This window comes from Zoogloea sp. (genome assembly GCF_017302315.1).
Classification (GTDB): Bacteria; Pseudomonadota; Gammaproteobacteria; order Burkholderiales; family Rhodocyclaceae; genus Zoogloea.
Window position 1 is genome coordinate 14,479 of the sequence record NZ_JAFLDT010000044.1, and the last position, 20,374, is coordinate 34,852.

General features: G+C 64.3%; 20 protein-coding genes and 1 riboswitch. Of the genes, 4 read left to right on the forward strand and 16 right to left on the reverse strand.

The window, feature by feature from the left end; translation table 11 throughout:
* Positions 1-3: 3 nt before the first annotated feature.
* The 9 genes from J0L98_RS13590 to J0L98_RS13630 form a co-directional block, all read right to left on the reverse strand.
* Positions 4-687, reverse strand: a complete 684-nt coding sequence (locus J0L98_RS13590; protein ID WP_296412309.1) for a hypothetical protein — start codon at positions 685-687, stop codon at positions 4-6.
* Positions 684-2,444 (reverse strand): hypothetical protein, encoded by a 1,761-nt coding sequence (locus J0L98_RS13595; protein ID WP_296412310.1) that lies wholly within the window; start codon positions 2,442-2,444, stop codon positions 684-686. The genes J0L98_RS13590 and J0L98_RS13595 overlap by 4 nt, the downstream gene beginning before the upstream one ends.
* The gene (locus tag J0L98_RS13600; RefSeq protein WP_296412311.1) at positions 2,441-3,478 is read right to left on the reverse strand and encodes a type II secretion system protein; all 1,038 of its coding nucleotides are present in this window, start codon (positions 3,476-3,478) and stop codon (positions 2,441-2,443) included. Before J0L98_RS13600 ends, J0L98_RS13595 begins: the two co-directional genes overlap by 4 nt.
* Positions 3,479-3,485: 7 nt before the next feature.
* Positions 3,486-3,956 carry a hypothetical protein gene (locus J0L98_RS13605; protein WP_296412312.1) on the reverse strand — a complete coding sequence of 157 codons (471 nt, stop codon included), beginning with the start codon at positions 3,954-3,956 and terminating at the stop codon, positions 3,486-3,488.
* Between the two features lie 17 nt (positions 3,957-3,973).
* Positions 3,974-4,930 (reverse strand): prepilin-type N-terminal cleavage/methylation domain-containing protein, encoded by a 957-nt coding sequence (locus tag J0L98_RS13610; protein ID WP_296412313.1) that lies wholly within the window; start codon positions 4,928-4,930, stop codon positions 3,974-3,976.
* A gap of 129 nt (positions 4,931-5,059) precedes the next feature.
* Positions 5,060-6,007, reverse strand: a complete 948-nt coding sequence (locus tag J0L98_RS13615; RefSeq protein WP_296412314.1) for a type II secretion system protein — start codon at positions 6,005-6,007, stop codon at positions 5,060-5,062.
* Positions 6,008-6,187: 180 nt separating this feature from the next.
* On the reverse strand, positions 6,188-6,379 hold the full coding sequence (locus J0L98_RS13620; protein WP_296412315.1) for a hypothetical protein: 192 nt from the start codon (positions 6,377-6,379) through the stop codon (positions 6,188-6,190).
* A gap of 218 nt (positions 6,380-6,597) precedes the next feature.
* Complete coding sequence (locus J0L98_RS13625) at positions 6,598-7,062, reverse strand: hypothetical protein (protein ID WP_296412316.1); 465 nt, start codon at positions 7,060-7,062, stop codon at positions 6,598-6,600.
* 14 nt (positions 7,063-7,076) lie between these two features.
* Positions 7,077-7,724, reverse strand: coding sequence for a hypothetical protein (locus J0L98_RS13630; protein WP_296412317.1), 648 nt, complete (start codon positions 7,722-7,724; stop codon positions 7,077-7,079).
* Positions 7,725-8,090: 366 nt separating this feature from the next.
* Positions 8,091-8,190, forward strand: a riboswitch (S-adenosyl-L-homocysteine riboswitch).
* Positions 8,191-8,293: 103 nt separating this feature from the next.
* Here J0L98_RS13630 and ahcY point away from each other — a divergent pair.
* The 4 genes from ahcY to J0L98_RS13650 all read left to right on the forward strand — a co-directional run bounded on the left by ahcY (position 8,294) and on the right by J0L98_RS13650 (position 15,264).
* On the forward strand, positions 8,294-9,706 hold the full coding sequence (gene ahcY, locus J0L98_RS13635) for an adenosylhomocysteinase (protein WP_296412318.1): 1,413 nt from the start codon (positions 8,294-8,296) through the stop codon (positions 9,704-9,706).
* Between the two features lie 91 nt (positions 9,707-9,797).
* A complete protein-coding gene (gene metF, locus J0L98_RS13640) occupies positions 9,798-10,637 on the forward strand; it encodes a methylenetetrahydrofolate reductase [NAD(P)H] (RefSeq protein ID WP_296412319.1) in 840 nt (279 codons plus the stop codon).
* A gap of 86 nt (positions 10,638-10,723) precedes the next feature.
* Positions 10,724-13,174: an EAL domain-containing protein gene (locus tag J0L98_RS13645; protein WP_296412320.1), complete on the forward strand. Its 2,451-nt coding sequence runs from the start codon at positions 10,724-10,726 to the stop codon at positions 13,172-13,174.
* Between the two features lie 86 nt (positions 13,175-13,260).
* Positions 13,261-15,264 carry a UvrD-helicase domain-containing protein gene (locus J0L98_RS13650; protein ID WP_296412321.1) on the forward strand — a complete coding sequence of 668 codons (2,004 nt, stop codon included), beginning with the start codon at positions 13,261-13,263 and terminating at the stop codon, positions 15,262-15,264.
* 74 nt (positions 15,265-15,338) lie between these two features.
* Here the strand turns inward: J0L98_RS13650 and J0L98_RS13655 are convergent, their stop codons facing one another.
* From J0L98_RS13655 to J0L98_RS13685, 7 genes are all read right to left on the reverse strand, one after another.
* On the reverse strand, positions 15,339-15,686 hold the full coding sequence (locus J0L98_RS13655; RefSeq protein ID WP_296412322.1) for a DUF2834 domain-containing protein: 348 nt from the start codon (positions 15,684-15,686) through the stop codon (positions 15,339-15,341).
* A 216-nt stretch (positions 15,687-15,902) separates the two neighbouring features.
* Positions 15,903-16,403: a hypothetical protein gene (locus J0L98_RS13660; RefSeq protein WP_296412323.1), complete on the reverse strand. Its 501-nt coding sequence runs from the start codon at positions 16,401-16,403 to the stop codon at positions 15,903-15,905.
* 159 nt (positions 16,404-16,562) lie between these two features.
* Positions 16,563-16,922, reverse strand: coding sequence for a DUF1801 domain-containing protein (locus J0L98_RS13665; protein WP_296412324.1), 360 nt, complete (start codon positions 16,920-16,922; stop codon positions 16,563-16,565).
* A gap of 107 nt (positions 16,923-17,029) precedes the next feature.
* Entirely contained in the window at positions 17,030-17,452 is a 423-nt protein-coding gene (locus J0L98_RS13670; RefSeq protein ID WP_296412325.1) for a hypothetical protein, read from the reverse strand.
* 27 nt (positions 17,453-17,479) lie between these two features.
* Positions 17,480-18,586, reverse strand: a complete 1,107-nt coding sequence (locus tag J0L98_RS13675) for a Tat pathway signal protein (RefSeq protein WP_296412326.1) — start codon at positions 18,584-18,586, stop codon at positions 17,480-17,482.
* 54 nt (positions 18,587-18,640) lie between these two features.
* Positions 18,641-19,057 carry a VOC family protein gene (locus tag J0L98_RS13680; RefSeq protein ID WP_296412327.1) on the reverse strand — a complete coding sequence of 139 codons (417 nt, stop codon included), beginning with the start codon at positions 19,055-19,057 and terminating at the stop codon, positions 18,641-18,643.
* Positions 19,058-19,277: 220 nt separating this feature from the next.
* A complete protein-coding gene (locus J0L98_RS13685; RefSeq protein WP_296412328.1) occupies positions 19,278-19,703 on the reverse strand; it encodes a hypothetical protein in 426 nt (141 codons plus the stop codon).
* Positions 19,704-20,374 lie beyond the last annotated feature (671 nt).

Sequence of the window (20,374 nt, forward strand, 5' to 3'; positions counted from 1 at the left end):
TCTTCAGATGGCAAATTGCAGTTCCACATCGAGCCACTGTTGAGGTGCGGTGGCGGGTGTGCCGGCGGGAGCGGAACGCACCCGCACATCGGCTTTGACCGGTGCCGCAATATGATCAAGGCCGCCCAAGCCACCCAGGAACTGCATTAGTCCCCGGTAGCTGGCTCGGGCCCTCAGGCGGATCAAGGGGCGCTTGTAGGGATTGCGCCCAGCCGCTTCGGCAAGGAGCTCGGGGGTGGGGGGCCGGTTCTGGTCCCCCTCGCGGATGAATACGTGTTCAAGGGACTGCACCTCCATGTCACCACTTTCAGCCAGGCTGATGAGCTGGCTTTTCAGGGCAAGCATGCCTTCGGTGTCGTCCAGATTGAGCAGGCGGCCACGCAGGGCGGTCTGGCGCGCCTTGAGTTCCTCGATGCGGGCGCGCAGGGCATCCAGCTCCTTGCGAGCCTGCTCAGGGCTCTGCCCGCCCAAGTCGGGCAGAGTCTGGGAGTTGACCTGTTTTCCTGTGCCGGCCTTCTGCCGGGCACGCTGCTTCTGCTGCTGGTACTCCATCTCCTTGAGTCGTCCGCCCGAGTGGGGCCAGGCCAGCATCACGTAGAGCCCGATCAGCAACGCCACCGCGAGGACCAGGGCCACATTGCGGTTCCACGAGGAGAACGCCTGCCAGCGCTGGTAGAGGCCGTTCATGGGTGCCCTCGGCGAGCAGGCAGCGCGTCGCCGAGCTCCTCAGCGACCGGCACCAGCCAGAACGACACTTGGTGACCGGCCTGCTTGTTGCGCCCCTTGCTCTGACGGACCTCGGTTTGGCTGACACCGTAATCAAGGGCTGCCACCTCGCGCTCGGCCCGGCTCGCAAAGGAATGGGCGGCGGTATAGTCGGGTGACCAGGCCTCCACCTTGATACGGGAGAAATCGCCAATGTCAGCCGCGTGGTGGACGGCATCCAGGACCACCTCGTCACCCACAGCCCGAGCCAACCCCTGCAGCAACTCGGGGAGATGCTTGCGCATGTCGTCGATCCCCTGCAGCCGGTCCACCTCGTTGGCCAGAGGCGCCAGCTCGCCGCGCGCAGCTTCGAGATCGCGCTTGAGGGTGTTGAGATCATCGATGAGCTTCTGCTGCCGGCCAGCCACCTCAGCACTCTGGCGGGCCTGGGCCTCGGCCTGTTCAAATTGCGCCTCGATAGCCCCCAGACGCAGGCGCTGGGTCAGCTCCACCCCGGCCACCCCGGCCAGCGCCGCACCAAGCACCGCTGCGCGGATGAAGTCCGGACGTTTCCAGATCGGGCCGGCGAGGCGATCAGGACGCACGAGGGGCAACCAGGCGCGCGTGCCGAACTCAAGAAGGGGAATACGCTGCCAGAGAGCATCCCAGATGGCTGGGCCATCCTGTGGGACAATCCCCTCTCCCCCCCGGGACTCCAGATCGGCACACAGGTTTGCCGCTGCATCGGAGGACAGGCTTTCGAGCAGCCTGAGCTCGATGCTCTCCCGCCCGGTCTCCAGCCAGTCCTCGATCAGGCGGCCCACCCAATGCCCCGACACCGGCCTCTCCAGCCTGCTCTCGACTCGCAGGCCGGTGATGCAGCCACCCTGCCACCGGATGGCCGCGACGAACTCTCCCCACCACTCGATGACGATGCCCGCCCCATCCGCCGCGGGCATCAGCCCCACCAGGGGTAGCGCACCGACCAGTGCCATTCCACGGCTTTTCAGCCTCTCATCCCACTCCCGATATAGACGCTGCCCGACCGCAGCCCCGAGCCATACAGCCCGTCCGTCCCGGTCCTTGCTACCGTGCCAAGCGCAGGCGAACTCGGCCTCCAGGCTTTGCAGGGACTCCTGCATGCGCAGGGCCCGCTCAAGCGCGTCCCGCTCAATGAGCCCCAGCTCCAAGGCCAGTTCGCCAAAACGCATGGGTTGGCTGCGCCCCCCCTCCCGGCGCAGCGCCAGTTCAAGCCCCAGGCGCTCACGAGCCGCTTCATCCATAGCCCCCTGGGCAGAGAGCACTGCGCCTATATTCCAGAAGGCGCCGAACTCCGCCACCGAGGGCTCGATCTCGCTACGCACAAGCTCATGCATTTGAGCGGGCTGACGCGGCTTATCCGGCGTCACGGGTAGATCAATGCGGGCTGGCACCACAAGACTGGACGCAAGCAATACCCGGGTCGGGATCGACTCACCCCTGGCTGCCAGCTCGGTACACACCGCCTCCACCGCAACAGCGAAGTCAGCGGACGGTGAGCTCGCCTCCCCGCCCACCTGCCAGTCCGACCCCATCTGGGTCAGGATGCGCGCCCTCAGGCCCACGGGGGACCACACCAAAATGAGGCGCCGCCGCTGAAGCGTCCGCTGGAGGCGCAGGTGCCAGCCTGCCACGGCTGGGCGAACAGGCCGCCACTGGACAAGGCTGCGAAGACGACGGACCAACACGCTGCCGTTCATCGGATGACCAGCTCCACGTCGGGGAGTTGGGTAGCTGAAAACACACTCACCGGGGTAACACTGGGTGCGCCCGGGCTGTAGAGCCCATCCGTGCTGTTGTGAGGTGTGGTGTCGCTGTCCTGGACCAGCACCAGCACATGCCGCCCGGCGGGGATGCGGGCCACAGCGGTGTTGGCCGTATCCCCCGGATAACACCCCGTCGCCGCGAAGGCGAGCGGCGTAGCAGTACCGCTTACCAGAGGAGAAAGGAGGGACGCGGTGAACGGAGTAGAGGTGTAACGCAGCCAGCGTCCGCCCGATGAGTCATTGCGGAACACCAGCAAGCTCGCCCGCCAAGTGCCTGCTACGATATCGGCACCGCTGCGATTTACTAGGCGTACCGTCCACCCGCCAAGGGGGCTCGACCAGCTCCCCGCGTCGAGATCAAAGCCCCGGTCGGTATCCCACTCGGTGACGCCGTTGCCCAACTCGTTGTGGGCACCGAGGCTGGCCACGGCCAGACTGCCTGCACCCGCCGTGACACGCCAACCGAAATTGAGAACGTCGTCACCGGCCGCACGATTGCCCCACCCGTCCCGAAACACGCCGTTGACTGCAAGGCCCGCCAGGTAGTCTCCCCGGTGCCCCTTCACAAGCAGACCGCCCTCGCCAGCCAAATCGACCACATCGCTGCCTTCGCTGCTGCAGTCGCTACCCAGCGGACTACGATCAAAACGCGCCGTCAGCACGCCCCGCTGCGCCAGACCGGCGGGGCTGGTCACGAGCTGCTGCAAGTTTTCAGGCAGCACCCCGTTGTCGCTGACGAAGCCCGACAGACGAAACTCGCCTGCCCAGACCGGCGTAGCGCTGCCGACGATCGCGCGACGCAGCACCTCGAGACGCCGCTGGGTGTCGTCATGGCGGATCTGCGCCCGGTCCTCACCCACATAGCTGAAGGACGCCAAGGTGACCGCCGACATCACGGCGATGACCACCAGCAACTCGATCAGGGTCAGGCCACGGGCACGGAGGAGGCGGAAGGGAACAGGCATCATCCGGGCATCACTGGCCGAAGCTGATCACGACCAGAGCCGGGCCGAACTGGTTGTTGTAGACGTGGTAAGCGTAAAAATCCCTGCTATCACCCACCTTCAGTTCCTTGGCAATGCGCGCGGCGGCACCCTCCTCCACATACGCGGCGAGCAACTTTTCTCCACCGTAGTCGAGGCCGATGCGCTGACTGACCTTGGGCTTGGTGCTGATCTGGAGCATGTCCAGCGCCCTGTCCAGGTAGGCCGTCTTCTGGGCCTGAGGCGGAGCAGCCAGGCGCGCCGTGAAACGCACCCGGACAGGATTGAAGATGGCCCGCTGGCCCGGATCCATGCGGCTCTGGGGCACCAGGGCTTTGAGGTCTACGGTCTTGAAGGCCGCCGTCGGGTCCGGCGCGGCGGCAGGCTCTGCGGCCTGAACACCCAGGAAAGGGAGGCTCAGGGCAAGGACAGCAAGAAAGGATGACAGTCGTTGGATGATCATGAAGAGCCTGCTGGTAGTCAGGGCTGAAGACACAGGACAAGGTCGTCCCGGCCATAGCCATTGCTTTCGGAGAGGTTGGGCTCGCACGCCGAGGCCAGATTGCGCCCGCCATAGCGCCCATCTGCCCCCCAGTACACAACACGCGGGTGGTCGCCATCGGCCAGACCGAACGCAGAAAAGGGGCGGGAGTGACGGGCCAATTCGTGATCGGCGGCGACATAGCCAGGGGTCTCGCGTCGCACGCTGCGCCAGCCAAGGAGGCAGTTGTTGCCGACATCGGCGTCCTCCTGGGTGCCGCAGTCGACATAAGACGGTCCTGCCGCGCCGAACGACGGACCCGCGCCATAGGCAGGCAGATCCAGCAGCTTGCTGCCCACTGTCGGCTGTCCTTGCCCATCCGGACCGGAGCCTCCCACCAGCGCTCGGCTGTTCAGATCGCTGCCGTGATCCACCCACAGACGGGCGGCACCAGGTAGATAAGGGCCATTCCAGCCCCGTCGACTGTCGGCATCATAGCGATACAGGTGCCCCAGAGGATGGTTGGCGCATAGAGGCGGCGCGTTATAGAGCATTGCCATATTTAGAGGGGAGGCAAACCAAGCGTCTCGCTGCGCATCGTCGGGCGGGGCCTCGCTCCACGACCGGGGAATCCCGATAACTCCCACCCCGCTACAGTCCGTGCGGGCAGGATCCAGCGCGTTCGGGCTTTCGACGACACCCGCAGCGGAAAGCACGAACGGGCCCTGGCCGGGGTAGTAACCGGTATCGGCCCTGAAGCGCTGGAGTGCCTGAGCGAGAGTCTGTAGCTGTGTACGGGCAAGCTCGTCCTGGGCCTTGTCGCCCACCCCCAGATAACTGCCCCAAGCAACGGCCGACAGGGCGGCAAGTACGGTGCAGACAATGAGCAGCTCAATCAGGGTGAAGCCGGCGAGACGAATGCGCAGCGCGATGGGAGCGACCCCTGGAGGGGACATGGGAAACCTTGGTAAAAAAGGAGCCGGCGGCGCGGGCATGCCGCCGGCTGCAAAATGCGGGCCGAGGAAGCTCGCAGACAGAGTAACCCCACCGGGGCCGAAGCCCCGGGTCATGCAGAAAGACCAGAATTAGGTCGGACGAACGTTGTCGAACTCGCCCAGTTCCTCGTCCTTCGTGTCGCCGGCGCCGTCGATGATGGCTTGCAGGGTCGCCTTGCCGTTGGTCGGGCTGGTGGAGTCGGTGGTCACGTTGAAGAGGACGATGAAGCGGTTGTATTCACCCGCGGCGGTGTGCCGATAGATGGGCACGTTGGTGAGGGCGCCGTAGTTGGTGGGCTTGAACAGGGTCGAGTCGGGACCGACACCGAACGCGAAGAGACGCTCGGTGGCGGTGGCGTTGACCCGGACGTTCTGGGTCTGATCCCACAGCACCAGGCTCGGCGTACCAGTGATAGCAGCGCTGCTCACGGCACCGCAACCATTGGCGGTTGCCGGGCGGAAGATGTTCTGCGGCGTCACGTCGTTGGCCTTGCTGGCGATGATCGCCTGAACCCCTGCGGCGTTGTTCGTGCAGGTCAGGGCACCGTGGGTCACCGACTCATCGAGCACCCGTACGCTGTTGATGCCCACAGCGTTGAGGGCAGCGACCTCATCGGCTGTCAGGGCTGCGGTGGCCAGGTTGGCAGCCAGATCCGCATTGAGAATGACAGACAGCGCAGTACCGGTCAGGTTACCCGTGGGGCTGGACAGGAGCGAATCCCAGTTCGTGGGGTATTGCTGGGCGTTCAACTGATAGAAGGTCTGGATACCCTTGGACAGCTCATCCATCATGGCCACGTGCGCCGCCGCATTGGCTTTGCGGTCAGTGTCGTGCAATAGGGTGGTGGCAGTGCCCGCGATGGCGGCCAGGATGGCCACAACAACCAGCAGCTCCAGCAGCGTGAAACCACCCTGCTTGCGCTTCATGGTTTCGAGCTTGCGACGCAGGCCACGGCCCTTGACGGCGGACGCGTCGATGGATTCGATCTTGGTTTTGAGTTCGGCCTTGGACAGACCCATCAGACTGACGAGATTCATATGGACTCCGAATTAAAGGATTGAGTGCAGCGCCGGATTCCCTCCACGGAAACTCCTGCTACGGGGTACTTGGATCAACGCCGGACAACCGGCTTCAATAGGCTGCGACCCCACGTCGCCAGCATTTCATCCTCTGCCGAGCCCACCTCAGCCAGAGAAATACAACTTATCGCCCAAGCCTCAATGGGCCGAAGGGCAATCCACTACATATCGGTACTGCCTGCCACAGTGAAGGATGACCTCCTTTTGCCCGCGGCGAAGAATGCGGATCTCGACCCGGATCTCGGCGAATCCATCATGACTGAAGGCCTCCGCGTAAAGCTCCATGAACTTCTCGAGCACCGGGGCGCTGACTGCGAGTTCCGGCAACATGCTCATCTCTTGTTTGACCCCCTAAATCAGGACTACGCCGCCTCCGTATCCGCCACCGGAAACCTAATTTACGCAGACCATTAAATGGTAATGATTCTCATTATATTTATTGTTACATCGTCTGGCAAGCATCTTGTCAGAGAATTACTTACAAGCTTTCTTCGCGGAGCGGTGGCAAGCCCCCTTGCCACCGCGCGCTGCCGCGTCGGCAGCCGGGCTCAGTGAAGATCGAAGCGCTGCGCGCAGAGCCGCGGGAGAGCCGCCCCTCCATGCCGCGAGGGATGGCGGCTGAGGGCCGCAAGGAAGGCGCTGCGCGTGCGCTGGAGGTGGGGCAAAATCGCCTTCCTGGCAGATGCTGAAGGCGCCTCGGCAAAGAGCAGCTCCAGCTTGCGGTGCGCTCCAAACCAGTGGTGCAGGGCCCAATGGCTCCGTCCGCCACGCTCAAGGGTATCGGCCAAGCTGTGCCGGGCAAGGACATAGGCTGTCGCAGCCTGATCGCGCTGCCCGCCACAATCAAGCATCTCCCTGGCCACCTCCAGCGCCCGGCAAAAATAGGCCTCCGCTGCCACAAGATCACCACGCCGGTAGCAGAGGGTTCCGCCCGCCATTGATTGATGCCAACAGGCCATCGCCTCGATGTGGCGATTGTCCTCCGGCACTTCTTCAGGGAACGGGACGTACATGGGGATGTATGCGCTCAGAGGCTTCCGACAAAGACCAGGGCATCGGTATTTGCAAAACCTGGCACAACCACATGCAACTTGCGGGTGTCACGGTCGAAATATGCACTTCCCGGTCTCAGCATGGGGAATGGACAAACGCCGGAGACTGGGGCCAGGACAACCGTATAGATCAGCAGTGAGGCGTTGCTGGCGGTCAGGCTACCCTCCAACCTGCACTCCTCGGACGCAGTGCTTACATCCAGAGTGACGGAGGCGCTTTTCGACTTTTCCGACTCCTTTGATTTCAGCACGGCAGCCACCGTACTGCGCAGCGGCGAGGCGACCGCACCTTTGAAATCCCCCTCGGGCACCCCACCGTTCAGGGGCTGCGATTCGTAGCGAACGTCATAACCCAGGGTTATGGGGAAGGACGTCGCAACACCATCGACGGTGGCCGCAGGGATTGTGCCCGTGCCGCCAAAGCTGGCTTTCTCGGCATAAGATCCCGCAACAAGCAGAGGCCGCACTCCCAGCAGTTCGAGGTTGAAATCGTGGCCCGCGGGGCTGGAGAAGTTGCCGTTCATTGCCACAAAACTCCCCTGGAACACCCCTCCCAGGACGGCCGGCACGCCGGGCTTCGAATACAGCCACCAGTAAGTTCCATCAGGCAGGGACCAGCCCATCACACTCCGGCCGTCCCCGGCACCCCCCCTCCACAATCCCTGAGCTCCCCAAGCAGAGGTTCCGGGAGACGATGCCGGAAGCAACTCGCCCGCACCCGGACTGCCCCCACCGCCACAGGCGGAGAGCGCGCCGAAGAGAGCGGCGGAAAAGAGTCGTTTCATGATTTTCATATTCTGGGCACGGGCGGCCAGCAAACGGTTCAAGGCCGAACTACAACCATACGGGCTATCGCCACGCATCAAAAAGTGGGAGCAAAATACATATATGAGAATAATAATCATTAATGTTTGAGCAGACAACACTCTCCGCCTCTTAACGCCAAGCCACTCGATTCCCACCCGTGAATTCCGCTATAATCCAAGTCTAGATTCGAGGAGCGCTGCAAGACCGCCGGGTGCAACGCCCGCAGTCCCAGGCTCGATGTCAGTGCCAGCACATCGGCACCAGCAACCGCGCTCACCCGTCCATGCTTTGTTTGCAAACCCGTGCCGGGCACGGGGAGACGTGGTGAGCCCTCGATGATCAGCCACCCGTAGTCCCTTCCCGGCCACACGTTCGAGGAGTTCTCATGAACACTGTGGCTGAAAAGTTCACCGATTTTGTCATCGCCGATCTCTCCCTGGCCGACTGGGGCCGCAAGGAGATCAAGATCGCCGAAACCGAGATGCCCGGCCTGATGGCCATCCGCGACGAGTTCGCCGCGGCCCAGCCCCTCAAGGGTGCGCGCATCACCGGCTCCCTGCACATGACCATCCAGACCGCCGTGCTGATCGAGACGCTGACCGCCCTCGGCGCCGAAGTACGCTGGGCCTCGTGCAACATCTTCTCGACGCAGGACCACGCCGCGGCCGCCATTGCCGCCCAGAACATCCCCGTGTTCGCGGTCAAGGGCGAGTCCCTCACCGACTACTGGGACTACACCCACCGCATCTTCGAGTGGGCCGACGGGGGTTTCTCCAACATGATCCTCGACGACGGCGGCGACGCGACCCTGCTGCTGCACCTGGGCGCCCGCGCCGAGAAGGACCTGTCGGTCATCGCCAAGCCGTCCTCCGAAGAAGAGACCATCCTCTTTGCCGCCATCAAGGCCAAGCTGGCCGTGGACCCGACCTGGTACTCCGTGCGCCTGGCCGCCATCAAGGGCGTCACCGAAGAGACCACCACCGGCGTGCATCGCCTGTACCAGATGCACCAGCGCGGCGAGCTCAAGTTCCCGGCCATCAACGTGAACGACTCGGTCACCAAGTCCAAGTTCGACAACCTCTACGGCTGCCGCGAATCCCTGGTGGACGGCATCAAGCGTGCCACCGACGTGATGATCGCCGGCAAGGTCGCAGTGGTGTGCGGCTACGGTGACGTGGGCAAGGGCTCGGCCCAGGCCCTGCGCGCCCTGTCGGCCCAGGTGTGGGTCACCGAGATCGACCCCATCTGCGCCCTGCAGGCCGCCATGGAAGGCTACCGCGTGGTCACCATGGAATACGCCGCCAGCCTGGCCGACATCTTTGTCACCACCACCGGCAACTTCCACGTCATCACCCACGACCACATGGCCGCCATGAAAGACCAGGCCATCGTCTGCAACATCGGTCACTTCGACAACGAGATCGACGTCGCCTCCATCGAGAAGTACCAGTGGGAAGAGATCAAGCCCCAGGTGGACCACGTCATCTTCCCGGACGGCAAGCGCATCATCCTGCTGGCCAAGGGTCGCCTGGTTAACCTGGGCTGCGGCACCGGCCATCCGTCCTACGTGATGTCCAGCTCCTTCGCCAACCAGACCATCGCCCAGATCGAGCTCTTCACCCGCAGCGCCGACTACCCGGTGGGCGTTTACACACTGCCCAAGCACCTGGACGAGAAGGTGGCGCGCCTGCAGCTGAAGAAGCTCAACGCCCAGCTCACCGAACTGACCGACGAGCAGGCCGCCTACATCGGCGTACCCAAGCAAGGCCCCTACAAGGCCGAGCACTACCGCTACTGAGCCCGGCACCCCGGGGTGGGCTCACCCCGCACCGCTGCCGTGATCCACGCCCGCCCGGCATGCCCTGCCGGCGGGCCTGCGAGGAACCACCGTGTCCACCAAGACCCCCATCTCCATCGAATTCTTTCCGCCCCAGACGACCGAGGGCGCCGACAAGCTCAAAGTCGTGCGCAGCAAGCTGGCCGTGCTCAAGCCCGAGTTCTTCTCGGTTACTTTCGGGGCCGGCGGCTCCACCCAGGAACGCACCTTCGAAGCGGTCTCCGAGATCCAGCGCGAAGGCCACCAGGCGGCGCCGCACCTGTCCTGCATCGGTTCCACCCGCGCGCATATCCTCGAGATCCTGCAGCGCTACCAGAGCAGCGGCATCCGCCGCATCGTCGCCCTGCGCGGTGATCTGCCGTCCGGAGTGGGTTTTGCCGGCGAACTGCGCTTTGCCAACGAGCTGGTGGAGTTCATCCGCGCCGAGACGGGTGATCACTTCCACATCGAAGTGGCGGCCTACCCGGAATACCACCCCCAGGCCCGCAGCCCCCGGGACGACCTGCTGGCCTTCAAGCGCAAGGTGGACGCCGGCGCCGACTCGGCGATCACCCAGTACTTCTACAATCTGGACGCCTACCTGCACTTCCGCGACGAGTGCACCGCCCTGGGCATCGGCGTGCCCATCATGCCAGGCATCATGCCCATCGTGTCCTTCTCCAAACTGGCGCGCTTCTCGGATGCCTGTGGTGCGGAGATCCCGCGCTGGATGCGGCGCAAGTTCGAAGCCTTCGGCGACGACAGTGACGCCATCAAGGCCTTCGGTCTCGACGTGGTCACCGAACTCTGCGAGAGATTGATCGCCGAAGGGGCACCCGGCCTCCACTTCTACAGCATGAACCAGGCGGGGCCGACGCTCGCCCTGTGCCAACGCCTCGGGCTTGCCGCCTGAGAAGCCGCCGCCCCGCTCACCCGGGGCGACGGTTTCAAGTTTTGGCAGACCATGCCGATATTCGGGGAAATCCTCATTCCCCGATCATGGACCTGCCACTCCCCTTCCACCCCCCACTCGGGCCGCCGATCCCCGATCGGGACAGGGTACACAGCGAGCTCATCGCCCGGTCAACGGACGGTTGTTTCGTTACCGACGCGCGCGGTTGCTTCGTTGCCGCCGACGACACCCTGGCCAGGCTTCTGGGTCACAACGTTCGTGACCTCATCGGACGCCACACCACCGATTTCGTCCACGCGGGAAGCCGGGGCCTGCTGCGCCGCCAGATCGAGCGCATCGCCAGCAGTGATCGACGCAACTACCGCCTTGAACTCATGCACCGGGACGGCAGCGTCATCCCCACCCTGATCAGCACCATCACCCTCTACAACGAAGCGGACGGCTCGGTCAGCGGCTCCGCCGGTTTCATCACCGACCTGCGCGCCGTCGAAGCCCTCGCGGCGCCCCACGAAGCCGAGCTGCGCGCCATCCTCTACAACCTGCAGGACACCTACTACCGCACCGACGCCTCCGGCCGTCTGCTGCGCCTGTCCCCATCGATTCAGCAACTGCTCGGCTATCACCCCGATGAACTCATCGGCACCCTTGCTGCCGACCTCTACGTGGGGGGCCGTGCCACCCGCGACGCCTTCATGAACGCCCTTGCCGCCTCCGGCGGCCGCCTGCACGGCTATGAATACAGTCTGCGCCACAAGGATGGGCGCGAAGTGTGGCTGTCCACCAACGCCAACTACCTGCGCGACGCGGATGGCAGACCCGTTGGCGTCGAAGGCACCTCCCGCGACATCAGCGCCACCCGACGCCAGCACAGCCAGCTCCAGCTCGCAGCCACGGTGTTCAGTGAAAGCCGTGACGCCATCCTGATCACCGATGGCGAACGCCGGGTCATTTCGGTCAATCGGGCATACACCGACCTCACGGGCTATGCAGCCGAAGAAGTCATCGGCACCGAAGCCGCGCTGATCGACCCCGGCCACCATGCCTCTGGCTTCCTCGACGAGTTGCTCAACGAGCTTGCCCACACCAACCACTGGAACGGCGAAGCCTGGAACCGCCGCCGCAACGGGGCGATCTTTCCCCAATGGTTGTCCATCTCCACCGTCCGCGACGATGATCACCGCATCCTCCACTACGTGGCGATGCTCTCCGACCTCACCGACCGCAAGGCCGCCGAGGAACGTGCCGAATTCCTCGCCCGCCACGACCTGCTCACCCGCCTGCCCAACCGCTTCCTCCTCCGCGACCGGGCCGAACAGGCCTTTGCCCACGCCGTGCGGGCCGAAACCCGGGTTGCTCTGCTGCTCCTCGACTTGGACCACTTCAAACACATCAACGACAGCCTCGGCCACCCAGCAGGCGACGCCCTGCTGCAGACCTGCGCCGACCGCCTGCGCAGCACCACCCGCGACACCGACACGGTCAGCCGGCAGGGCGGTGACGAGTTCCTCGTCCTGCTCACCGATATCCGCGACAGCGACGACATCGCCCCCATCGTCGAAAAGATCATGCACACCCTGGCCCGGCCCTGCCTCCTCGCCGGCCAGGAGATGAGCCTGTCCTGCTCCGTCGGCCTGGCCGTGTACCCGGAGGACGGTACGGATTTCGACACCCTCATCCGCAACGCGGACGCGGCCATGTACAACGCCAAGGAAGCCGGCCGCAACACCTTCCGCTTCTACTCCCAGCAGATGAACGAAGACGCGGTGCAGCGCCTCGACATCCAGAACCGCCTGCGCCGCGCCCTTGAACGCAACGAATTCGTCCTCCACTACCAGCCCCTGATCGATCTGGGCAACAACGCAATCGTCGGCGCCGAGGCCCTGATCCGCTGGAACTGCCCCGAGCTGGGCATGCAGCCCCCTGGCGTCTTCATTCCGGTTGCCGAAGACAGCGGTCTGATCGTCGAAATCGGCGAATGGGTACTGGGCGAAGCCTGCCGCCAGGCCCGCGCCTGGCAGGACGCCGGACACCGCGACCTGGTTCTCGCCGTCAATCTTTCCCCTCTCCAGTTCGCCCGTGGCAACCTGGTGGAGACCGTGCGCCTTGCCCTAGCCGACAGCGGCGCCAACCCCGCCCTGATCGAACTCGAAATCACCGAGAACGTGCTGGTCAAGGACACCGAGCAGGTTCTCGCCACGGTGCGCCAGCTCCATGCCATGGGCCTGCGCCTGGCCATTGACGACTTCGGCACCGGCTATTCCAGTCTCGCCTACCTGCGCCGCTTTGCCGTCGAAAAACTCAAGATCGACCAGTCCTTCGTCCGCGACCTGCCCACCGATCCGGATGCCGGCGCCATCGTGCGGGCGGTGATCCAGATGGCCAAGAGCCTCAAGATCGCCGTGCTCGCCGAAGGCGTGGAGACCGCCGACATCGCCCACGACCTGCGCCTGCTCGGCTGTGACTATGCCCAAGGCTATTACTTCGGCCGCCCCATGCCGGCCGCCGCCTTCGCCGATCAACTTCCGCCTCCGCGCTGAACGCAGCCCCGGCCAACAGCCGAAGGAGGTCGCCCCCTGCGGCGGGCACGGTAGAATGCCCTCCCGCTTCACCCGATGCACACCCCATGTCTGCCCTGCTCCTCAACGCGCCCCAACGCGAAGCCATCCACTACCTGGACGGCCCCAGCCTGGTGCTGGCCGGTGCCGGGTCGGGCAAGACGCGGGTGATCACCCAGAAGATCGCCTACCTGATCACCGAGTGCGGCTTCAACCCCCACAACATCGCGGCCATCACCTTCACCAACAAGGCGGCCAAGGAGATGCTGGAGCGCATCAACAAGCTCATGGGCGGCCGCGCCACCAAGGGGCTGACGGTGTGCACCTTCCACGCCCTCGGGGTGCGCATCGTGCGCCAGGAGGCCAAGCTGCTCGGCCTCAAGCCCCAGTTCTCCATCCTCGACGCGTCGGACACCACCCAGATCATCGCCGAGATGATCGGCAGCACTGACAAGAACCGGGCCAAGGCCCTGCAGTGGCAGATCTCCAGCTGGAAGAACGCCCTCATCGAGCCCAACGAAGCCGCCCACCTGGCCAATGACGAGATCTCCTCGTCCGCCGCGCTGCTCTACCAGGAGTACGACAAGACCCTGCGCGCCTACCATGGCGTCGATTTTGACGACCTCATCCGCCTGCCGGTGAAGCTCTTCGACGAACACCCCGAGGTGCGCGAGCGCTGGCAGAACAAGCTGCGCTACCTGCTGGTGGACGAGTACCAGGACACCAACCGCGCCCAGTACCGCCTGCTCAAGCTGCTGGCCGGCGTGCGCGGCGCCTTCACCGCCGTGGGCGACGACGACCAGGCCATCTACGCCTGGCGCGGCGCCGACGTGGAGAACCTGCGCCAGCTACCGGTGGACTACCCCAAGCTCAAGGTCATCAAGCTGGAGCAGAACTACCGCTCCACCACCCGCATCCTGCACGCCGCCAACACCGTCATCGCCAACAACGAAAAGCTCTTCGAGAAGAAGCTGTGGTCCGAGCACGGCGCCGGCGAGCCGGTGACCGTGGTGGCCTGCCAGACCCCCGAGCACGAGGCCGAATCGGTGGTCATGAAGATCTCCGCCCACAAGTTCGAGCACCGCACCCACTTCAAGGACTACGCCATCCTCTACCGGGGCAACCACCAGGCCCGCCTGTTCGAGCAGCAGCTACGCAACCACAAGATCCCCTACGCCATCTCCGGCGGGCGCAGCTTCTTCGAGAACGCCGAGATCAAGGATCTGTGCGCCTACCTGCGCCTGATCGCCAACGAGGATGACGACCTGGCCTTCATCCGCTCGATCACCGTGCCGCGCCGGGGCATTGGCCCGGCCACCATCGAAGCCCTGGGCCACTACGCCGCCAACCGCCACATCAGCCTGTTCACCGCGGTCTTCGAGGAAGGCGCCGCCGAGCACGTGGCCGCGCGCCAGTTGGAGAGCCTGCGCGAGTTCTGCCACTTCATCAACCGCATCGCCCACCGCGCCCCGCGGGAGCCCGCCGGGCAGGTCATCAACGACATGCTCAAGGCCATCAACTACGAGGCCTGGCTGTACGAAAGCTGCGAACCCCGCGAAGCCGAAACCAAGTGGAGCAATGTGGGCGACTTCACCGGCTGGCTGGGCCGCAAGGGCGAGGAAGATGGCAAGACCCTGTCGGACATGATCCAGACCATCAGCCTGATCACCATGCTCGACAAGGACGACGAAGAGCTCGACCAGGTCCAGCTCGCCACCCTGCATGCCTCCAAGGGCCTGGAGTTCAAGCACGTCTTCCTGGTGGGCGTTGAAGAGGGCCTGCTGCCCCACCAGTCCTCCATCGACGAAGACAAGATCGAGGAAGAGCGCCGCCTGATGTACGTGGGCATCACCCGCGCCCAGCGCAGCCTCACCATCAGTTACTGCGAACGCCGCAAGGCCGGCCGCGAAGTACGCACCTGCGACCCGTCCCGCTTCATCGACGAGATGGGCGCAGAGGGCATCCGGCGCAACGACCGCAAGTCTGCCGAACCGGTGACCAAAGAAGACGCCCGGGCCCGCATTGCCAACCTGCGCGCCATGCTGGGCAACAAGCCGGGGACCATCGGCTAGCGCGAACCTGCCCACGCGCCCAACCCCGTCCTTGGCGCTTGCCCCGGGGCGAGGATCACTCCGAACGAGGCCGGTCAGGCCCAGCCTTCCTTCATGCCAAGGGCGCGTTCGCGGTGCGCAAGATAAAGCGGGAAGGCAATGGCCAGGCCGACAAGGAAACAGAGGGCCAGGTAAAGCCAGGGCCGTTTCAGGCCGTTGCGCCGTGCATCGACAACGACCCACACGGAGAAGGTCACCGCCGCGAGGTACACGTCGAGGGTAATGGCCGTCGTGAGGACGTTGGCAAACGCGGCTCCGAAGAACTCAGCGGGCGCCAGACCCCCTCCGCCCAGAATGTATTGGCCGTTGTAATACCAGGTGGCCAGCAATCCGACCACAGCAAGCGCATGGTAGAGGGGGATGAGTGCGGATTTCTTGTGCATCGGCTTTCAATGGGGTGCAGTTGCTGGAGGCCATCCCGCCCGGGATGGCCGTTGGCTCGGTAAAAGCCGGACGGATCTGGCGTCTTCACCGGGGAAGCTGGATTCTGCACAACATCCTGGCGAGAGGCCAGCATGAGAACGGCATTCACCACCGTCACCGGCGGGCACGCCTCCCTGTGTCTGAGGCGCCCCGCTGCGCAGGAACGCCCGTCGGCTTCAGGCGCCGGGCAATGCTCTCGGCCGTAGTGGCGGCCCCGCCTCCGCGGCGTCGGATGGCGCGGCAGGAAGGACCACGGCCTGCACGCCGACACGCACGGCCTGCCCGCCCTGTTCCGCGGCGAAACGCCTTGCGGCCGACGTATCGGAGAACCAGAGCTTCAGAACCGAGGTGCCGCGCTGCACTGAGGCAAGCTGCTGAAGGTGGCTGACATCGATATGTGGAAGGGCGTGGCGGTAGTCCTCCCAACTGGCGTACCCCGCTTCGCGGGCCAGAGCCCGGAGTACATGTTTGCGCTGCACGGTACCGCGGGCGTGAAAGAGGCCGGGTAGCGACCGGTCCGTCACGGCGCGGGTTGTCAAGAGCCGCCGGAGGATGGGGAGCGCCTCCGAAAGGGCGCCCGAGGCGGCGGCGCGATGGAGGCGTCTTGCCTCGCGCAGCACCAGTTGAACGGAAGAGATCTGACCCGCGCACGGCGGCTGGGGTGATGAAATGGGCATACCGACTCCGAAGTCGAGTGGCCGGTCTCGCCGTTGGCCACGGAGGGTATGCAAGCAAGGCTTGCGATGTAAGGTGCTTGCGCTTTCGCGAGGTGGGCGTCCTGGCAGCCCGGGGCGCATTCTAGCCTTGTCCAGCCGACAACGGGAAGATGCGCACGCTCAGGGTTCTGCCGCCAGCCCAAGCGCCAGGACGAGATAGTCCCGGACATGCTTGCCGCGGATGTCTTCAACCGACAGCAATTTGATATGGCGACGAAACTTGCCCGCGCCCTCCAGCACCTGGAACGCATCGGGCAGCGATGCGCCCTCCCCGAACTCCAGCGAAACGTGCTTCGCGTAGGAGAAGACGCCGCAAAACGGCTTGCCCGACGAGAACAGAAGCCCGCCGTACTTCACCTCTTCGGAAACCGATGGGGCAAGGCCGAGGATGATCTCTCTCAGCGCCTGAACCAGCTCGAAGCGCCCGGCGTCGAGAAGGCGGATGTCGTCGAGGAGTTTGGAGATACGCTCTGTGGGCATGATGTGTGGGACAGAAAAAGCGTGGTAGAACCCGGGGCCGGGCTGATGCACCGGGAAGACGGGTGAAATGGGGTGGAATGGGGGTGGAATACAGCCCCATGGGGCGCTTACCCCCGCGAAGCCGGCCCCACCCGCGCAAGCACCAGGGGCATGGCCGCAAACAGTGCCAGCATGGCCAGATAGACGGTGCCGGAGACCGGATCGCGACTGGCCACATACTCGCCAAGGGTCCGATCCTGGAGCAGGACCGCCAGCAGGACTTCGGCGCCGAGCAGCACCGCCAACGCAAGAAGACCGGCCCCCAGGCGAGCCGGCGCGGTGCCGGGCAGACCGAAACGCCGGACGATGAAGCGCGCTGCCATCACGATCACGACAAGCATGAAGGGCATCTCGATGAGTTCTGCCGTGCGTTCACCGAGGCGGGGCACCAGAAAAGGCACGCGCAGCGCGCCCAGCACGAAGCCTGCGCCAAAGACCAGCGCAAAATAGGCCATGCCTGCCTTGATGCTGCGAATGGCGAGGGTGTTCATCAATGGCTCATCGCTTGCAGTGCCGGCTCAAACCAGCACCGCCGCCACGGGACGGCGCAGTGAGGGCGGCATTTTGGGGCCCCGCCCGAAACGAACGACAAGATCAGGCCGACGCGCTCCAATGCCCAAGAAAGCGGCAAACTGGGGCCGCAGCGTCGCGACTTCCACGGGTTGATTGAGCATGGCATTGCGGATGCCCAATGCGGCGGACTGGAGCGCGAAGCGCGCGTAACAACGCCCCACCTCCACCCACCGGGCCGGACCCGGCGTGTCGGAGACGAATATGGCAATGCCGGCCGAGCTGCGAACATGCTTTGCGTACTTGTCGTTTTCGCTCTTCGGGGTGAAGAACACATCGAAGAGCAGCCTGCCCAGCCATGGGGGCAACGCCGGATTGCCCGACGAGGCCGCATAAAGCCCGTCGCCCGTCCGCACCGCCTCGTCCCCGCTGAAGCGGATCCAGCGTTTCAATTCATCAACAAAGGCGGGGTCGTTCATCTGGGCGGTATTGCCCTGAACGACATATTCAAGGACGCCCTCCATGGCCTGCCGTTCGGTCAGCAGGATCAGCTCAACACCGCTGCCGGTGCCCGCCCTCTCGAGCAGTTGCAGCTCCTGCGGGGAGAGCGGCTGCCCGTCGTACTCGCCGCGGGTGCTCTGGCGCTCGGGGATGGCCTGGAACAGCGTCGATGGGAAGGGGCGCGTCGGCTCCATCATCACGCGCACGCCGTGGCCCGCCGCCGCGTCGAAGCTGGCGTGCCCCTTCAACCCGTTCGCCAGCGCAGCCTGGGTCAGGTTCTCGGCAGCGCACCCGAGGGAAACAAAAAGATGGTGATCATCCGGATCAACGGCGGGGCAGCGACGCGAAAAGTCCGGCAGGATCGAGATGGCGTGATCTTCGAGGTGGAACTTCCAGCACTGGGTGTTGTGGCTTGAGGGTGCCAGGCTTGCGTAGCGCACAAGCTCATGCTGCAGCGCTGTCGGGTTGCCCGAAACACCCCCGCCATGGCGCCATGTGCGCTCGACACACTGCTCGTAGTCGTCGGGACGGGGCGCCGTCGAGCACGACGCCAAGCCTGCCAGGGTGCCCAGTGACCCCAGCGAGGCGGAGATGAAGTCTCTTCGGGACGGCATGGCGTGCTCCACCTCGATGAAAAGGTCAGTGCGCGGCCTCAGTCAAACCAGGGCTCAATTCTCGGGCTGATGGCACACGGCTTCAATATTGTTGCCTTCCGGGTCGATGATGAAAGCCCCGTAGTAGTGCGGGTGGTATTCCGGGCGAAGGCCCGGGGCACCGTTGTCCTTGCCGCCAGCGGCAATCGCCGCGCGGTAAAAGGCATCCACCTGGGCACGGTTCTCGGCCCGCCAGGCCAGATGGCAGCCCGTCGTTGCCGGTGGACCGCCATAGGGGGAGGGGCCATCGATAAACCACACGTCGGCCTTCTTGCCGTCGGGCTCGGAAGCGTCGGGGTAGGCCAACCCCAGGATGTTCATGCCATAGTTGCCCTCGAAGACGACGCTGTAACCCAGGGGGGCAAGGGCCGCGCTGTAGAAGGCCTTGGCCCGGGCAATGTCGGTTACGCGGAAAGTCATGTGGTCAAGCATGCTGGGGGGCTCCTGGTGTGAGATAGTGGCGGGCGAACAGCCAATAAAACTGTATACATATACAGCATTATTGGCAAGCATCCGGGCCGGGACTGCTCAGAGGGTGTGAAGAAATCGTAGCGAGCGGTTCGAGTTCGCCCGGAGAAGCGCAGCCGTACAAGAGTACGGTGAGCATCGCAGGGGCGAAATCGGGCCGCGCAGTAGATTTATTCACACCCTCTCAGCGGATCACACAGACATCGCCTTGCACGGCACAGATGCACTCCTCTTCCGTCACCTGCAGCCGGGTAAGCACCGAACCGTCGGCACGCCTGGCGGTTACCGAAATCACATACCCCTCATTGATCGCCGGGCGGAGATCCTTGTTGGCGCACCAGCCCTTTGTCAGCATCGTCTTAAGCAGATGAATGCCCTGGCCCTGCTGAGCCTGGGGCGCATCCGCTTCTTCATCCAGCAGCGTCAGGGACAAAGCCAGTTCCTTGCCCTTGAGCTCTGCCTTTTCCAGGCGCACCTCCGGTGTCAGATCCATGGGCGCACGCCGCTGCAGCTCAGCGGTCGCCTTCTGAAAGGCGCGCGCGGTACGGCCGGAGTTCCAGTGGAAGAAGGCCACAAAGGCGACCAGGGCGATAACGATCCATTTTGTCATGGGGAGGCTCGATGGTAGGGGGGGTGTCTTCTTGGCACACCGACAACTATCTTGACATGCGCTGGCGGGGCCCCGGGGTTAGGACATCTGGACCTTTTCACCCATCACGGTCCGCACCGGGTTGGGATGATCCGCCTCTTCCGACTTGCCCTCGACGGGGCCGAGGATCAAAGATCCGCCGAAGAAAACGGGGCGTCTTCGCCGTCGCAGCCCGGCGTGATGAGGGCAAGAGCGAACGCGATGCACCGGCCTTCGCTCGAATTCCGAGCGTCAACGCCCGATCCCAGACCGCACGGCCTTTCGCGCAGATCCGCCGGATCGACCGGTAAATGGGGCACGCTATAGCCAACGCCGAACCTTCGAACTATAGGCCATGTACTCGCTGCCGAATTTCCTGAAGAGATAGTGCTCCTCTTTCACGATGACACCCCGCTGCATGAACATGAGCAGCGGCGCCAGCAAAATCAGCAGCCATACCGAATTACTAAAAAGTGCGTTAGTTACCGTACATTCTATTCGGCCGCGTAGCGGGTGCTCGGATGCCTGAAAAATGCTCGAACGATGTCGGGAGTTTTCTGCAGCGAGCGCATGAAGCGCAGCGCAAGCTTCTTCATCTGCTCGGGCCCCTTGATGATGCTTCGACCCAGTTTGTGGCTCTTCAGATGCGCCCA

What these genes read in the sequence shown, in the direction of transcription:
- J0L98_RS13590 (WP_296412309.1), bottom strand. Translation starts at nt 687, where the DNA reads ATGAACGGCCTCTACCAGCGCTGGCAGGCGTTCTCCTCGTGGAACCGC.
- J0L98_RS13595 (WP_296412310.1), bottom strand. Translation starts at nt 2,444, where the DNA reads ATGAACGGCAGCGTGTTGGTCCGTCGTCTTCGCAGCCTTGTCCAGTGG.
- J0L98_RS13600 (WP_296412311.1), bottom strand. Translation starts at nt 3,478, where the DNA reads ATGATGCCTGTTCCCTTCCGCCTCCTCCGTGCCCGTGGCCTGACCCTG.
- J0L98_RS13605 (WP_296412312.1), bottom strand. Translation starts at nt 3,956, where the DNA reads ATGATCATCCAACGACTGTCATCCTTTCTTGCTGTCCTTGCCCTGAGC.
- J0L98_RS13610 (WP_296412313.1), bottom strand. Translation starts at nt 4,930, where the DNA reads ATGTCCCCTCCAGGGGTCGCTCCCATCGCGCTGCGCATTCGTCTCGCC.
- J0L98_RS13615 (WP_296412314.1), bottom strand. Translation starts at nt 6,007, where the DNA reads ATGAATCTCGTCAGTCTGATGGGTCTGTCCAAGGCCGAACTCAAAACC.
- J0L98_RS13620 (WP_296412315.1), bottom strand. Translation starts at nt 6,379, where the DNA reads ATGTTGCCGGAACTCGCAGTCAGCGCCCCGGTGCTCGAGAAGTTCATG.
- J0L98_RS13625 (WP_296412316.1), bottom strand. Translation starts at nt 7,062, where the DNA reads ATGTACGTCCCGTTCCCTGAAGAAGTGCCGGAGGACAATCGCCACATC.
- J0L98_RS13630 (WP_296412317.1), bottom strand. Translation starts at nt 7,724, where the DNA reads ATGGGCTGGTCCCTGCCTGATGGAACTTACTGGTGGCTGTATTCGAAG.
- ahcY (WP_296412318.1), top strand. Translation starts at nt 8,294, where the DNA reads ATGAACACTGTGGCTGAAAAGTTCACCGATTTTGTCATCGCCGATCTC.
- J0L98_RS13645 (WP_296412320.1), top strand. Translation starts at nt 10,724, where the DNA reads ATGGACCTGCCACTCCCCTTCCACCCCCCACTCGGGCCGCCGATCCCC.
- J0L98_RS13650 (WP_296412321.1), top strand. Translation starts at nt 13,261, where the DNA reads ATGTCTGCCCTGCTCCTCAACGCGCCCCAACGCGAAGCCATCCACTAC.
- J0L98_RS13655 (WP_296412322.1), bottom strand. Translation starts at nt 15,686, where the DNA reads ATGCACAAGAAATCCGCACTCATCCCCCTCTACCATGCGCTTGCTGTG.
- J0L98_RS13660 (WP_296412323.1), bottom strand. Translation starts at nt 16,403, where the DNA reads ATGCCCATTTCATCACCCCAGCCGCCGTGCGCGGGTCAGATCTCTTCC.
- J0L98_RS13665 (WP_296412324.1), bottom strand. Translation starts at nt 16,922, where the DNA reads ATGCCCACAGAGCGTATCTCCAAACTCCTCGACGACATCCGCCTTCTC.
- J0L98_RS13670 (WP_296412325.1), bottom strand. Translation starts at nt 17,452, where the DNA reads ATGAACACCCTCGCCATTCGCAGCATCAAGGCAGGCATGGCCTATTTT.
- J0L98_RS13675 (WP_296412326.1), bottom strand. Translation starts at nt 18,586, where the DNA reads ATGCCGTCCCGAAGAGACTTCATCTCCGCCTCGCTGGGGTCACTGGGC.
- J0L98_RS13680 (WP_296412327.1), bottom strand. Translation starts at nt 19,057, where the DNA reads ATGCTTGACCACATGACTTTCCGCGTAACCGACATTGCCCGGGCCAAG.
- J0L98_RS13685 (WP_296412328.1), bottom strand. Translation starts at nt 19,703, where the DNA reads ATGACAAAATGGATCGTTATCGCCCTGGTCGCCTTTGTGGCCTTCTTC.